This window comes from Methanobacteriaceae archaeon (genome assembly GCA_013403005.1).
In the GTDB taxonomy this organism is placed as follows: domain Archaea; phylum Methanobacteriota; class Methanobacteria; order Methanobacteriales; family Methanobacteriaceae; genus Methanobacterium.
In genome coordinates this window covers 1-14404 of the sequence record JACBOA010000014.1, presented here as the reverse complement: position 1 = coordinate 14404, position 14404 = coordinate 1, and the positions used below count along the sequence as shown (strand labels likewise).

At 36.0% G+C, this 14404-nt stretch carries 11 protein-coding genes; 8 read left to right on the top strand and 3 right to left on the bottom strand.

The window, feature by feature from the left end; all coding sequences use genetic code 11:
* The first annotated feature begins 233 nt into the window (after positions 1-233).
* Positions 234-440, top strand: a complete 207-nt coding sequence (locus tag HVN35_09125) for a hypothetical protein (GenBank protein NYB52704.1) — start codon at positions 234-236, stop codon at positions 438-440.
* A gap of 324 nt (positions 441-764) precedes the next feature.
* Here the strand turns inward: HVN35_09125 and HVN35_09120 are convergent, their stop codons facing one another.
* Both HVN35_09120 and HVN35_09115 read right to left on the bottom strand, forming a co-directional pair.
* Complete coding sequence (locus HVN35_09120; protein NYB52703.1) at positions 765-1115, bottom strand: VOC family protein; 351 nt, start codon at positions 1113-1115, stop codon at positions 765-767.
* Between the two features lie 359 nt (positions 1116-1474).
* Entirely contained in the window at positions 1475-2287 is an 813-nt protein-coding gene (locus HVN35_09115; protein NYB52702.1) for a CPBP family intramembrane metalloprotease, read from the bottom strand.
* Between the two features lie 289 nt (positions 2288-2576).
* On the opposite strand from HVN35_09115, the gene HVN35_09110 reads away from it, so the two are divergent.
* The 7 genes from HVN35_09110 (at position 2577) to HVN35_09080 (ending at position 12637) form a co-directional block, all read left to right on the top strand.
* On the top strand, positions 2577-5570 hold the full coding sequence (locus HVN35_09110; GenBank protein NYB52701.1) for a PAS domain S-box protein: 2994 nt from the start codon (positions 2577-2579) through the stop codon (positions 5568-5570).
* A gap of 343 nt (positions 5571-5913) precedes the next feature.
* A complete protein-coding gene (locus HVN35_09105) occupies positions 5914-6795 on the top strand; it encodes a CPBP family intramembrane metalloprotease (GenBank protein NYB52700.1) in 882 nt (293 codons plus the stop codon).
* A gap of 186 nt (positions 6796-6981) precedes the next feature.
* Positions 6982-8655, top strand: coding sequence for a PAS domain S-box protein (locus HVN35_09100; protein NYB52699.1), 1674 nt, complete (start codon positions 6982-6984; stop codon positions 8653-8655).
* Positions 8656-8916: 261 nt separating this feature from the next.
* Positions 8917-9249 (top strand): hypothetical protein, encoded by a 333-nt coding sequence (locus tag HVN35_09095; GenBank protein ID NYB52698.1) that lies wholly within the window; start codon positions 8917-8919, stop codon positions 9247-9249.
* A 511-nt stretch (positions 9250-9760) separates the two neighbouring features.
* Positions 9761-10258: a TIGR00288 family NYN domain-containing protein gene (locus HVN35_09090; protein ID NYB52697.1), complete on the top strand. Its 498-nt coding sequence runs from the start codon at positions 9761-9763 to the stop codon at positions 10256-10258.
* A gap of 1 nt (position 10259) precedes the next feature.
* Complete coding sequence (locus HVN35_09085) at positions 10260-11420, top strand: TIGR03576 family pyridoxal phosphate-dependent enzyme (GenBank protein ID NYB52696.1); 1161 nt, start codon at positions 10260-10262, stop codon at positions 11418-11420.
* Between the two features lie 188 nt (positions 11421-11608).
* The gene (locus HVN35_09080) at positions 11609-12637 is read left to right on the top strand and encodes an RNA 3'-terminal phosphate cyclase (protein NYB52695.1); all 1029 of its coding nucleotides are present in this window, start codon (positions 11609-11611) and stop codon (positions 12635-12637) included.
* 183 nt (positions 12638-12820) lie between these two features.
* On the opposite strand, the gene HVN35_09075 is transcribed toward HVN35_09080, so the two are convergent.
* Positions 12821-14173, bottom strand: a complete 1353-nt coding sequence (locus tag HVN35_09075; protein ID NYB52694.1) for a PIG-L family deacetylase — start codon at positions 14171-14173, stop codon at positions 12821-12823.
* Positions 14174-14404: the final 231 nt, after the last annotated feature.

Genomic DNA, 14404 nt, shown 5'->3' with positions numbered 1-14404 from the left:
TATATAAATATATTGAATATTTTCAATTTTGAAATTAAAATTATTAAGTTAGTGTTGAATATTTTCAAAATTGTGATATTTTTTTTTAAAATGTGGGGGTGCTGCTTGCAGGTTGGTATTTCATAAAAAATTTCATAAAGGAAAAAAATAGTTTAATTTAAGATTTAGAATTTTCTTATTATAGTATAAGAATAAAATTTTAATTAATTTTAAAAATTCAGGAGTTATGTACTATGGCCAAGGAAATAGAGCAATTGGTAGTTGGTATTAGTCGAGAGGATGAGATAATTGTTAAAAGCGCAAGGGGTCGGATATATCCGGTTAAAAAAGCCGCAGATTTAGAATTCACTTGTGAGGATTTATTTAAGGATCCAGAAAAAGAGTTGTACGCCACTATTAATACGGAGTCCCAGCCCTGGGAATGTATTTTGATAAAGTAGGTAAAGACCAAAAAAGATCAAACAAAAAAATAAAAAAATAGAAAAAATAACTGATTATATTATTTTTCACTTGCACATGGGGATGATTTTTAAAATCAATTTTTTATTTATCTATATTTTTTCAAATCCTAAACAATCATAAACTATTGCAGTTTCATTGTAATCTAATTCTTGATTTAGTATTTTAGATATTTGATCAGCGGCTCGAGATCTAAGGGAAGTGGATATAGTATTATATAAAGCGTGATTATATAAAGCAGCAAAATATAGAAAAAGTTTAAAGAATGTTAATTTAATTAAAGAATGTTGATTTAAAAATTGGGGCTATATATGCTGAATCAGCGCAATTCTAGCCCCATTTGGGTCTTCTATAAAGGCCAGTTTTCCCACAGTTATGGGGATGGGGTCCATGGTGACTTTGGCACCTTTAGATTTGAGTTCTTTCACTGTGCCCTGAATGTCTTCAACATCCATCCCTATACAAAATAGGCCGGGATCGTTTTCTGTATTTTGTATAAGCTCTATCATAGTATCTCCCTCCCCCTTTAATAACACTATTTTTGCTCCAGGATGAGGATGGTGTTCGCTATCTACTTCAAATCCCATAACTTCGGTGTAAAACTTCACGGATTCGTCCATATCCTTAACTATGAATGTATTGTATTTAATTTTCATATTGCATCACTTAATTGGTTATGTTCATATTTAATTATTAATTTTGTCAAATCCTTCTCTGGATACATAAAAATATTTTAATCCAAATATAATTTTTATTAATCTATTAAGAATTAATCCATTTTGTATCCGGTGAATTATTTAGACTTTATTTGGTTCAATTTAGAATTTTAACTCTATTTCGATCAGTTGAATTTCAACCTCACGAGTTTACTTCGTTATAGGGTAGTTTAACGAAGTAACTTTATCCCAATTGATGCCTTACATAAAGAACTATATATGGCTGAATAAGATTTACCTGGTAAAAATAAATTAATAAAAAAAGTGGAGATGGACGTTAAAAAAATTTTAAAGTGCCATTAAATCACTACTAACAATGGCACAATTACGTGCAACACTATATCTGCTGAGAAGTGCGATATCATAGCTGATTCTAATCCCTTTTTCCAGTAAAGCCATCCAAAGATAATACCACCAACCGCATTTAGCACAATGGTCCGGACAATAACCAGTGGTGTGAGGGTGGTAATGGTCATAACCGCAGGTAAATGGCCGGCTCCAAAGATGACTGCAGCTAAAACTATAGCTAACCACATACCAGCGCTGGTAGGTTTTCCTTCAGGGGTTTTTTTGATCTTAAAGATTATCCAAACAATGAGAGTCATTAAGAACAATCTTAAGAGTATTTCTTCATTTATCCCACCATAAAAAGATGCAAAAAATCCCATCCATGCAGGAGGATTAACTGAAGCTTGAGTTACGTTAATTGTCACACCAGCAAGGGAAAATAAAAAATCAAACCCTGTGATAAGGATTCCAACTAATATTCCAAGCCCAATGGATATGCCCAGAATGGATTTCAAATATCTTTCAACTTCTCTACCTTCAAGCCATCCTTCAAGGACTGGAAGTCCAAGCCCTACTTTTCTGGCAAGATAAAGACCAATAAATATAGTAATCCCAAATAAGATTATGCTTTGTATTAGCTGGCCAATTAAGAGCAAATATAAGGGTACCTGTAAATTTTGGATTAATCCTGCCTGAAGAGTTAGGGTATAAGGTAGTACTGCAAGCGCTCCAAAGATACTTGCAATCAGTAAAATTAAGTATAATTTCCAGTTTACTACTCTAGAAATGGATCTTTTTCCATCATTTTTACTTATAGTTTTCATTTCAAGCCTCTATAAAATCCTCATAAAAAAATATTCCACTTTTTTTCTACTTTTGGCAATTAGCAGTTGTTGAATTTTTCATTTTATTATTTTTTTTCATTTTATTCATGATATTAATCATTTGGATTATCAGGATATAATTGTTTTTAGTATTAAACATGTCAAATCCTACAATTTCCCTTGTTCAGTCTACATGGGATGGTGAAAAAATAGGAAAATTAGTTAAACATCGAGTAGTAATAATATTATAATACTAGATCTACTGCACAGATTCAAGTAGTTGGTAATTGTGGATAAAGTAAAAATCCTTTTAGTTGAGGATGAAATCATAGAAGCCATGGATATCAAACGTATCCTGGAATCCTTTGATTATGAAGTCCCCTACATTGCTGGTGCTGGCGAAGAAGCCGTAGAGAAAGCTCTGGAGATAATGCCTGATTTAATTTTAATGGATATAGTAATAAAGGGAAATATTGACGGCATCAACGTTGCCGAGGAAATTAAAAATCTTAACATACCAGTTATCTACTTAACAGCTCATTCTGAGGAGTCAACTGTTAAAAGAGCTCTCTTTACAAGTCCTTATGGCTACCTCATAAAACCTTTTGATCGTCATGAACTGAAATATGCCATTGATCTGGCAATATATAAAAATAAACTGGAAAACCAGTTAAAAGACAGTGAAAAGAAATATAAAGCCTTGGTAGAACAGGCTGCTGATGCCCTTTTTGTCCATGATTTTGATGGAAATCTGGTGGATGTTAACAGACAGGCATGCGAGTCTTTAGGTTACACCCGGGAAGAACTCCTGAAAATGAATATTATGGAAGTTGAACAGGACCTGAATCTTCATCAAGCCCAGAAATTATGGCATAAAATAAAACCTGACCATTCATTCACATTTTATGGGCATCATCTGCGTAAAGATGGAAGTGTATTCCCGGTAGAGGTACATTTTGCTTTGGTGGATATTGAAGGCCAACCCCTGGTTATGGGGTTGGTACGTGATACTAGCCGAAAAATCCAATCCGAAAAAGCAATTAAAGAAAGTGAAGAGAAGTACCGAACCCTTTTCAACACCATGGTCCAGGGTGTTGTATATCAGGATGTAAATGGTCAGATAATCTCCATGAACCCAGCAGCTGAGAGGATAATGGGCTTTAAATTGAGGGAAGTGCAGGGGAAAAAATTGGACCATATAACTGGTTCCATACATGAAGATGGCACTGATTTTCCTTTTAAGGACCATCCATCCATGCTGGCTCTTAAAACAGGTAAAGAAATAAAAAATGTGGTTATGGGAGTTAAATATCCCACCAGAGAAGGATACACTTGGCTGAAAGTCCATGCAGTCCCCCAATTCAAACCCGGAGAAAAAAAGCCTTATCAGGTATTCACTACATTTGAAGATATAACTGAACGAAAAAACGCTGAAAAAGCACTGAAAGCCAGTGAAAATAAATATCATACTCTTTTTTATAATGCTGCTGATGGCATACTTTTAATGGAAAATGAAACCATCATCGAAGCCAACCAGCAAGCCCTGGAGATTTTCCAAACTAAAAGAGAACAATTGATAGGAGAAAAACCTTACTATTTCTCACCCGAAAAACAACCAGATGGACAATCATCCAAAGTCAAAGCCAAATCCTTAATAAAAAATGCACTAAAGGGCCAACCGCAACACTTCAAATGGAAACATCTTCGCTCCAATGGAACTCCCTTCTACGCTGAAGTGAACTTAAACCGCATAAAAATTGAAGATAAATATTTAATACAAACCATTATCAGAGACATAACTGAAACAGAAGAATCAAAAAGAGTTTTAAAAGAATCAGAGCAGCGTTTAAACGACATATTTGATTTCCTGCCCGATGCCACCTTTGCCATTGACCTAAATGGTAAAGTCATTGCCTGGAATAAAGCCATTGAAGAAATGACAGGAACATCTAAGGAGGATATGATTGGTCAGGGTAACCATGCCTACGCTATTCCATGGTACGGGTACCGAAGACCGGTTTTAATAGATCTCATTCGTCCAGGGAACCCTGAATTCCGTGATCAATACGAATACATTGAAAAAAAAGGTAAAACTTTATATGCAGAAGTATTTGTTCCATCAGTTTACGGGGGAAAAGGTGCTTATCTATGGGCCACTGCATCACCACTATTGAACTCCAAAGGAGAACAATACGGTGCAATCGAATCAGTGCGCGATATAACTGATCGTAAAAAAGCAGAAATATCCCTTAAGCGCAGTGCTGAAAGATTCCGAGCAGTTGCAGAATCTGCAGTTGACGCCATTGTAACCACTGATGCTGAGGGTAATATAATATTTTTCAACCACAGCTTAACCAGGATATTCGGTTACAGTAAAAAAGAATTAACTGGCCAACCTTTAACCCTCCTCATGCCTTCCAGATTTAAGGATGACTACTTAAAAGAACTCGAGAAATTTAAAAAGAGTGGTAAACATAGATTCATAGGTAAAACTGTCACCACCATTGGATTAAAAAAGGATAAATCTGAATTTCCCTTTGAAATGTCATTATCAGCATGGAAATCAGAGGATGTAACCTACTTCACTTCAATTATCCGGGACCTATCTGAAAGGATGCAAGCTGAAAAACAGATTAAAGGCTCATTAAAGGAAAAAGAGCTATTAATGCAGGAGATCCATCATCGTGTGAAAAACAATATGCAGATCATTTCCAGCCTGCTAAATCTGCAAAGCATGAATGTGAAAGGTAAAACTGTGCAAGTTCTTAAAGATAGCCAGAACCGGATTAAAGCCATGGCCATGGTCCATGAAAAACTTTACCAGTCCCCTGATTTATCCACAATTAATGTATCCGATTACATTGAAAGCCTGGTAAGGGATCTATTCTATACATATAATATTAAAAAAAACCATATAACTCTCTCACTTGATATAGCACCCGAAATCCGGCTAAATATTGAAACTGCAGTTCCATGCGGACTCATAATAAATGAACTTGTTTCAAACAGTTTGAAATATGCATTTGACCCTGATGAGGGTGGTGAATTAACTGTATCCTTAAAATTAAATCAAGGTATTTATGAGTTGATGGTTAAGGACAATGGTAAGGGGTTATCTGATGATATAGATTTTAGAAATACAAAATCATTAGGATTACAACTTGTAAACAATCTTGTTCAGCAGCTAAATGGGACTATCAAGTTAGATAATAGTCAAGGAACAGAATTTAGAATCATTTTCAAACAATTAGAGTACAAAGAAAGAATTAATAATGATTTATAATCCAATAATTAATGGGTAAGAGTTATTCGATTTGGAATTATCCATTTCTAGCTTATTAACCAATATTTTCAAAATAAAGGAATATGCATTAACAGAAAATAAAGGTCACAGACAAATAAAGGTTTTTTTTTAATGAAGATATCAAATGACGATATTTAGATTTCATACTAGACTAAAATGTTCTATCTAAGAATCTGGATATCTGGAAATTTAAGTAAATGTCTAAAACGTCTTAGAAGTCTCCTAAAATTTTATTGTACTTTTCTTATAGGACCACCACCTAAAATATTATTATGATTTTCTTATATCATCGCCAATTATGGATTTAAGGGGGCCCTCATAAATGGGAAATTTTTTAGATCTTGCTTTGGAGGGGAAAAATAATCTGTGGAGATACCTGCTTGGAATCTCTATTGTATTTATGGTTTTTTATGGGTATGGTATGGTTATCCCGGAAGAGGTGAATACATGGGGGCCCTTGGTGAATTATATCATACAGGACTTTTCATACATCCTCTATTTTCTGGCCATAGTATTCATCATCAAAGTCCTGCACAGAAGATCTCTACGTTCCCTCATAACCCCCAAGAAAAAAATGAACTGGAAACTCATGGGAGTGGGATTTCTGCTCTACTTCCTTTTAATGTTTTGGCTATCGTTACTACCACAATTTATTACGGATCCATCATCCTTATCCTTAAATCCTAATTTATTGGAATTTTTCATGTTTTTACCATTATTAATCATTCTGGTGCCTGTTCAAACCACTTCTGAAGAGCTTTTATTCAGAGGGTACATTCTACAGGGAACTGGATTCATAACTCGCAATATTTTCATCCTTGCAGTTTTAAACGGAATAATCTTTATGTTACCCCATCTTGCCAACCCGGAAGTGGCTGAGGCACCAGTAATTGCCATAATGGACTGGATTATATTCGGATCCTTCATGGCCTACATCACCCTTAAAAGTGGTACTCTGGAACTGGCCATAGCAGGTCACGCAGCTAACAACCTCTTCATCAGCGTGATTTCAAATTATGAAGGCTCAGTATTTACTACTCCCTCTTTACTGATAACCCGGGTCAATGATTCTGCCTCAACAATGGAGGGGGACATCTTATACATTATCTTATCACTGGTATCTGCAATCCTGATACCCTTACTGTACTATGCACTGGTATTCAAAGTACCCCCAATACAAAAATACATGGAGATGGACTCATAAAACCCAATTTACTCCTTTCCATCAAAACATTTAACCTATCCAGAAAAAATGGGGAAAATTATAAGTTTTTCAAACAACAAAAAAACTGTTATAGACTAGTAAGACTATTAATATTTCACGTTAAATTAAGATTTAAATCACTGATGAATAATGTGAAAAAACTAGACATTTGCCGGGATGGATTCAATGAGTGGTCTGGATAAATCCAAAGCACAAAGCATCAATGAAATAGAGAAGTTAAAAGAAAGAATTTCTCATTTAGAGCAGGAAAATAACAGACTATCCCTTGAAAATAAAAAAATCATTTCCTTTTATGAAAATTTCCTCTCTGAAACTGCACGTGATTTTTTACAACTACCTTTTGAACAGGACATATACCAGTTTATTGGTGAAAAACTGAAGCTACTGCTTGAAGATGGATTTGTAATTATTTCAACCTTTGATGAGGTGTCTGATAGTTTCCGTATAAATAATATTGCTGCTGGAAATGAAAACATTAAAAAATCAATCCACAAATTCCTGAAAAACGATTTATCTGATTTAACCATACCCTGGAGTTTTCTAAGCGAAAAAATCAGGGAATCAATAACTAATAATCAATTTTATCAGGTTGAAGGTGGTTTATATGAGATCACTGGCAAACAGTTCACTGAAAAAGCCTGTCGTCAGTTGGAAGAGGAGTTAAACATAAAATCCATCTATATTACTGGATTACGATGGGAAGACAGTTTGTATGGCAGTGCCATTATTCTCAAGGACAATGATGCAGACCTAAAAGAGGAAAATGCACTGAGAGCCTTGGTTAATCTTGCATCTGTGGCATTGAAACATAAAAATGCAGAATATGCACTGCAGGACAGTGAAGAAAAATATAGAACTCTATTTAACAATGCCAATGATGCTATTTTTTTGCATAAACTCACCCCGGATGGAATCTCAGGGAAATTTGTTGAAGTAAACAATGTAGCCAGCCAAATCCTGGGATATACCCATGAAGAACTCTTGGAAATGTCCCCTAAAGATATAGAAGATTTCCAATCACCTATAAACATGGAGGATTTACTGAAAAAAGAAAAATTCACCTTTGAAACTGTTCTTATATCCAAAGATGGAGGTAAAATACCTGTTGAGATCAGCACCCATATTTTCAGGTTAAAAGATGAAAATTTATCCCTTTCTATTGCCCGGGACATAACAGAACGTAAAAAGATGGAAAAGGAGCTTCAGATTTCTCTGGAAGAAAAAGAGATGCTTTTAAGGGAAATCCACCACCGTGTAAAAAACAATTTAATGATCATCTCCAGTCTTCTCAATCTCCAGTCTCGTTATGTTAAAGATAGGAAAGTTATTGATGTTTTTAAAGATAGCCAGAATCGTGCCAGGTCAATGGCCCTGATCCATGACAGGTTATACCAATCCAGCCATCTTAAAAGGATTAATATTGGTGATTATATTAAGACACTTGCCAGTGACCTATTCCGCACATACTCCACAAACTCCAGTCAAATACAACTGAATTTTGATGTAGATGAAGTTATGATGGATGTTAACACCATGATTCCACTGGGCTTGATTGTCAATGAATTACTATCAAACTGTTTAAAACACGCATTCCCCCAGGGTAGGAAGGGTGAAATCAACATCAGTTTCCACAAGTCCCCTGATCATCGATATGTATTGTCTGTTCAGGACAATGGAATAGGATTTCCTGATGATTTAGATTTCAGAAAAACGGATTCATTGGGTTTACGTTTAGTAAACATATTAACTGACCAGATTGACGGTGAAATTGTTCTAAGTAAAAACCATGGCACAGAATTTCGCATAGAATTTGTGGAGAAAGAATATTCTAATGTTTGATTTTATTCCAATCTAAAGGTGAATCATTAATATTCACATGCATTCACATGAGAAACATTAACCTTATTTTCAAGCCATAAGTATGGGCAATTAACCTTTTTTAAAAAAATTGGAAAACTATTAATAGTTCCCATAATTATTTTTTTAATAATCAAATTATATGGGAATGGATATGGGTTTTTTAGGTACCTGTCCACTGATTATTTAAGTGTATAAAAACCTATTAGAAACAATGAGTAAATTAGAGATTTGGGTGAATTCATGAGTAAAGATGAACAAAGAATACTGAAGGAACTTAATTCACGGATGAAAGAGTTCAGGGCGGCATTGAAGGATGATAAGAAAAAACAAGATCTTCAGGATAATATTCCCGGTTCTGAAATACTTATAAGGTTTGAAATATTCCTACCCTCTCAAAATCCAGAGGAATTTGTAGATGGCCTGTTTCTTTACATGAATGATGAAGGTGAAATAGCCAATGCAGAATACTACTTCCGTGACATGTCTGATGTGGAAGTAATTAACATCCCTGAGGAAGACATGCAAGTGATAAAGGATCTATTTGGTGACGCTTTCACCCTGGAAGTAGAATAAAAAAATTAGAATACTAAAATCGTTCATTTTTTTCAAGCCATATATTAAAATATCAGAAAATACTATTACAATTGATTTTTTTTCATTTACTCCTTTTTTAAATCCTAGCTCAAAGGTCACAACTTCTAAATAGCAATAAATTTTCATTCTAGGAACTATTTCCCATGTCAAAATAAATTTCAGGGAGATTCAAGCCTGAAACACCATGTTGCAAAGTTTATATATGTTGTTATTTATAAAATATATTACTAATATAATTGAGATGGTAAAAATAGGGGTTTTAATAGCCTTTTAAAGCATTGAAACAGGGAATTTCGGAAATTTCTGGGGAATAGGTTTCCCATTAATTCGAATATTAACTATAAAGCGGTAAGAGTAGTCACAATGGTTTTTGGTATTCTTATATATAATATCCTTTGATAATATCCATTGTGGGCATATATATTACAATTTTTACTCCAACATTTCCCTAACCTATATTTTACCATTAGTGTTAGTTCGGAGGACAACAATGCGAAGTTTTGAAAAGCTGACTTCATACATCCCACTTAGAAGATCAGAAGCAGGTTCCAAGAATATAGGCTTGCTGGTAGATGGTCCTAACATGTTAAGGAAAGAATTCAGTCTTAACCTGGATCTGGTAAGGGAGATAATGGCTGAATATGGTAATATGCGGGTTGGTAAGGTTCTTTTGAACCAGTATGCCTCAGATAAACTTATTGAAGCAATTGTAAATCAGGGATTTACACCTATCGTGGTTGCTGGTGATACTGATGTTTACATGGCTGTAGAGGCCATGGAACTTATTTACAATCCTAATATTGATGTAATAGCCCTCATGACTCGTGATGCTGATTTTTTACCCATTATCAACAAAGCTAAAGAAAATGGAAAAGAAACCATAGTTATAGGGGCTGAGCCTGGTTTCAGTGCTGCCCTGCAGAACTCTGCAGATGATGCTATAATCCTAAAATCAGACTACCATAAAAACGATTCTAAGGAAGAGTGAAATGCTTATTTGTTCTTCCCTTGATGAAGTAAAAAGAAGAGAAGCTGCTTTAAGATTCATAGCTTCCCTGGTTAAAGAACAGGGTAGGAAAAGTTTGTACGACCTTTCCGGTTTAGCCGGAGGATTCCCTGTAGCTAAGTCGGACCTATCCTTACTGGAAACCTATGCTGGCCAAGCTTTTTTTAGAGAAAACCTGCAAAAAATGGGTAATAAACACCTGGGTGGTGAAAAGGTATTGGCCTTTAACCGAACCAGTGCTGCTATTCTAGCAACCATACTAGCCCTGGTAAAACCCGGAGAGGAAGTAATACACTTTTTACCCAAATTACCCTCACATCCATCAATCCCACGCAGTGTCAAGCTTCAAGGTGCCACATACCGTGAATTCGACAATATTGATGAATTCAACTTAAGTGATGCAACATCACTGGTGGTTATCACTGGATCTACCATGGACCACCACATAATACCTTTAGATGATTTTCTTAAGGTAATTGATATTTCACATGAATCACAAGTCCCGGTTCTGGTGGATGATGCATCAGGGGCACGATTACGCACCGTGATATACAATCAACCCCGAGGACTGGATATGGGTGCAGAACTAGTTGTAACCAGCACCGATAAGTTAATGGATGGTCCCAGAGCAGGCTTGATGGCGGGTAAAACACAATTAATTGACATGATACAGGATAAGGCTCATAAATTTGGATTGGAAGCCCAACCTCCCATTGTCGCAGGTATAGTAAGGGCTCTGGAGAATTTCAATCCCCAAAGGATTATAGACTCACTGGAAAGGAAGGATAAACTTTATGAGAAATTGAAGTTAGTGGTGAGGGGAGTTGAAAAAACACCCACTGGGTTTATGGTATCTGCAAAAAACCTGTTAGACGAGATCAATAATTCGGATGAAGGGCTAAACCTAAGAGAACGTGAAGCTGCCACTTTAATGGCCATGATTCTGTTAAAAGACCACCATTTAGTGACTGTTCCTGCGGTGGGAATGCCTGGAGTTTCAACCACCATACGTGTGGATCTTGCCTCTGCTGATGCAGAAAGAATAAGTGATAAAAAGATTATAGACGCAATTACCAGGTCACTGCAAAGGGTGAAGCAAATATCCCCAGATGAAGAAACCTGTTTGAGTATCCTATACGAATGATATCTTTATGAATAAATCCTGATCTATAATGCCCTTAATAAATAAACCTAGATGCATGATATCTTAATGTAAGTAATTCCTTTTTGAATAGTTCCCTTCATTTATATATAATAACCTCCATTTAATATGTAATATTTAATATGTAATAATATTTTAATGGATTGCAATTTTTAAAAAATCTGATTTTTATGATAGAAATCGATGGATCATTCAGAGAAGGAGGGGGAGCTCTTTTAAGGGTTTCAACAGCCTTATCTGCCTTAACAGGAAAAGCATTCTGTATCACAAACATCCGGGCACGGAGACCCAAGCCCGGACTTATGATGCAGCACCTCAATGCAGTTAATGCAATTGGAAAGGTCTCCAAGGCCAAGATTGAAGGTTTGTGCATTGGTTCTACTGAGATGAAATTTATACCCGGTTCTTTAAGGGGTAGTAAATTCAAGGTTGATGTGCAAACAGCAGGAAGTACCTCCTTAATACTGCAGGCTTTTATAATCCCGGCCATATTCGCACCAGAAGAAGTCGAGATCACCATTAGAGGAGGTACTGATGTTCCCTGGGCTCCAGCAGTAGATTATCTTCGCCATGTAACTCTACCTGTATTGCAGTCCATGGGTGTTCACACCGACTTGGAATTATTACAAAGGGGTTACTATCCTCGCGGTGGAGGCTTGATTAAGGCTAAAATTCAACCAGTTGGGAATCTCCAACCCCTTAATATTCTTGATCTGGAATTGGATGTTATTAAAGGAATTTCATACTCAAATAAACTCCCCCTGCACGTTGCACATAGGCAGGCAGAATCAGCTAAGAGAACTCTTCACAGTGCAGGTTATCCTGTAGAAATTGAGATAAATACAGAGGGGGATTCCCTGGGACCCGGGTCAGGGCTGGTCTTATGGACTGAGTTTCAAGGAGGAAACATTCCCCGCATAGGGGCCAGTTCACTGGGGCAACCTGGTAAAAGGGCAGAAATAGTTGGAAAAGAAGCTGCGAATAAGTTATTATCCTTCATGTCAAGTGCAGCTGCACTGGATAAATATATGGGGGATCAGATCATCCCCTACCTTGCCATAGCAGGTTCATCACGGGTGAAAATAGCTGAACTCACCAATCACACCCTCACCAACATTTACGCAGCCCAGAAGTTCATGGATTGCCAGTTCCAGGTTGAAGGTGAACTGGGAGAAGTAGCTGAAATAAGTATTAAATAAGTTCTTGGGGTATCTTTTAGAGTTTATTGTATTATTTTTTTTCTCAGGTGAATTCTCTCCTTTTTTTATTTATTCTGCCTAAAGTATGGTTAGGAAAGGGTAATTTATTTGTAAGATTTTTTTTGGGGGGAGTTTATCTGATTCTTTATGGATCTTAAGTCCCGAGTTAAGGGTCTCTTTTTTTCAAGTGATTTTCACAACTCTCCATGGTGTTAAATCGATTATTTCTGAGTTTAGAGATGATTCTGCACTTATGATGAAATGGGAAGAATTTTTAAACCAGTTTGATGGTATTTTAATTAGCATAGTGTTGTTTTTCATAATTACAGGGATACTTTCACGGCTTGAATTTTTAGCATTTGTTTCCTTTTCCAGTTCTCCACTTCCATTTTTCACGGTAATTTTCACCATTTCTACCCCATCGGGATTGAAAATTTTTAAGTGAACTCTATAAAAACCCTCTGGTGAAGCTGCGGCCACAGTTTTCAAGGATATCCATGAACTATTCTCATAAATATCAATTCTCAGTGACTGTAAATCCAGGGAGTTGTATTTTTCTACATCTTTCACATCACCTTTTGCATCATAAAAGAGGGTTGATGGGGGGGACCCGGTTAAAAAGTCAATATTATCTGCACCTGATTTTTTGGTTAAGTTTAAGGTGCTGTACTGGGCGAATAATTCATTCTTACGCAGGAAAGACCAGAGGTAAGATGAGGATGTGATCTGTGTGTTGTAGGCATGGAAAGATTCTTCCTTAATCTCCTCATTTAGAGGGTTTAGATTAAAAATAAACCAATATGGACCATTTTCAACTCCCACCAGTTGTGATGGGGGAGCTAAAAAATATTTGGGATAGTATGTGCGGGGACTTGGCCAGTTATGAGGTAAATGATGTAAAAGATAAGTATATTTGCTCCCATTATACTGCATAATGGTTAGAGTGTACTCTACAAATCCACTGGTGGCCTGATGATCCAGCTGTTCGTCATCTCCACTGGGATATATAACCACACTGGGTTTAAAGTCGTCTATTATGGTCTTAAGGTTATCCTGGAGATTAGCACCGGAGTAAGTTGCATTTTTCTGGTAAGCATAAGGGTAACTGGTATGGGTGGAACCATCTGCAGCTGTAAATGGATTATTATAATCCCAGTTATCATTTAAAAGATTCTTTAAACTACCATCACGATACCCCAGGAAAATAACATTCTCTTCACTCAAACCCAGGATACTGGTGCCATTAACTGATTCATTATACCGGATAAGGGGAGAAGTTTTACCATCATCACCATCAGTGATTATAACTGCCTTAACCGGGATCTTATTTTCCACGCAATAGTGAATAAGACCTCCATTGCAGATAACCTCATCATCAGGGTGGGGAGCAATAATCAGCACCCGATCACTCTCTGTTAAAGTAGGTCCTCGTGGGAATTCCTGAGGATAAAAAACCTGCTCCATGTAAAAATAGGTCATAACCAGTAAAAGAACCAGTATCACTGATAATGAGATTATCTTATGCTTCTTATTCATAAAAACTCCTAAAAATATTTTAAAGTCTGGCAGAACTTACTAGTATGAGTGATGATATTTAAGTTAGGTAATAGTTAGTTCAACATGGTGTCTGATTTGATATGGAAATTTATGAATTGTTTGGACATGATTTCACACATCAATTCTTATCCGAATGTCTTTAATAAAAGTACAATCGAAAAATCTCCATATATCATAATAGGGTCTTAAGAATCGAAATATTTATCAATT

What these genes read in the sequence shown, in the direction of transcription:
- HVN35_09125 (NYB52704.1), top strand. Translation starts at nt 234, where the DNA reads ATGGCCAAGGAAATAGAGCAATTGGTAGTTGGTATTAGTCGAGAGGAT.
- HVN35_09120 (NYB52703.1), bottom strand. Translation starts at nt 1,115, where the DNA reads ATGAAAATTAAATACAATACATTCATAGTTAAGGATATGGACGAATCC.
- HVN35_09115 (NYB52702.1), bottom strand. Translation starts at nt 2,287, where the DNA reads ATGAAAACTATAAGTAAAAATGATGGAAAAAGATCCATTTCTAGAGTA.
- HVN35_09105 (NYB52700.1), top strand. Translation starts at nt 5,914, where the DNA reads ATGGGAAATTTTTTAGATCTTGCTTTGGAGGGGAAAAATAATCTGTGG.
- HVN35_09100 (NYB52699.1), top strand. Translation starts at nt 6,982, where the DNA reads ATGAGTGGTCTGGATAAATCCAAAGCACAAAGCATCAATGAAATAGAG.
- HVN35_09095 (NYB52698.1), top strand. Translation starts at nt 8,917, where the DNA reads ATGAGTAAAGATGAACAAAGAATACTGAAGGAACTTAATTCACGGATG.
- HVN35_09090 (NYB52697.1), top strand. Translation starts at nt 9,761, where the DNA reads ATGCGAAGTTTTGAAAAGCTGACTTCATACATCCCACTTAGAAGATCA.
- HVN35_09085 (NYB52696.1), top strand. Translation starts at nt 10,260, where the DNA reads ATGCTTATTTGTTCTTCCCTTGATGAAGTAAAAAGAAGAGAAGCTGCT.
- HVN35_09080 (NYB52695.1), top strand. Translation starts at nt 11,609, where the DNA reads ATGATAGAAATCGATGGATCATTCAGAGAAGGAGGGGGAGCTCTTTTA.
- HVN35_09075 (NYB52694.1), bottom strand. Translation starts at nt 14,173, where the DNA reads ATGAATAAGAAGCATAAGATAATCTCATTATCAGTGATACTGGTTCTT.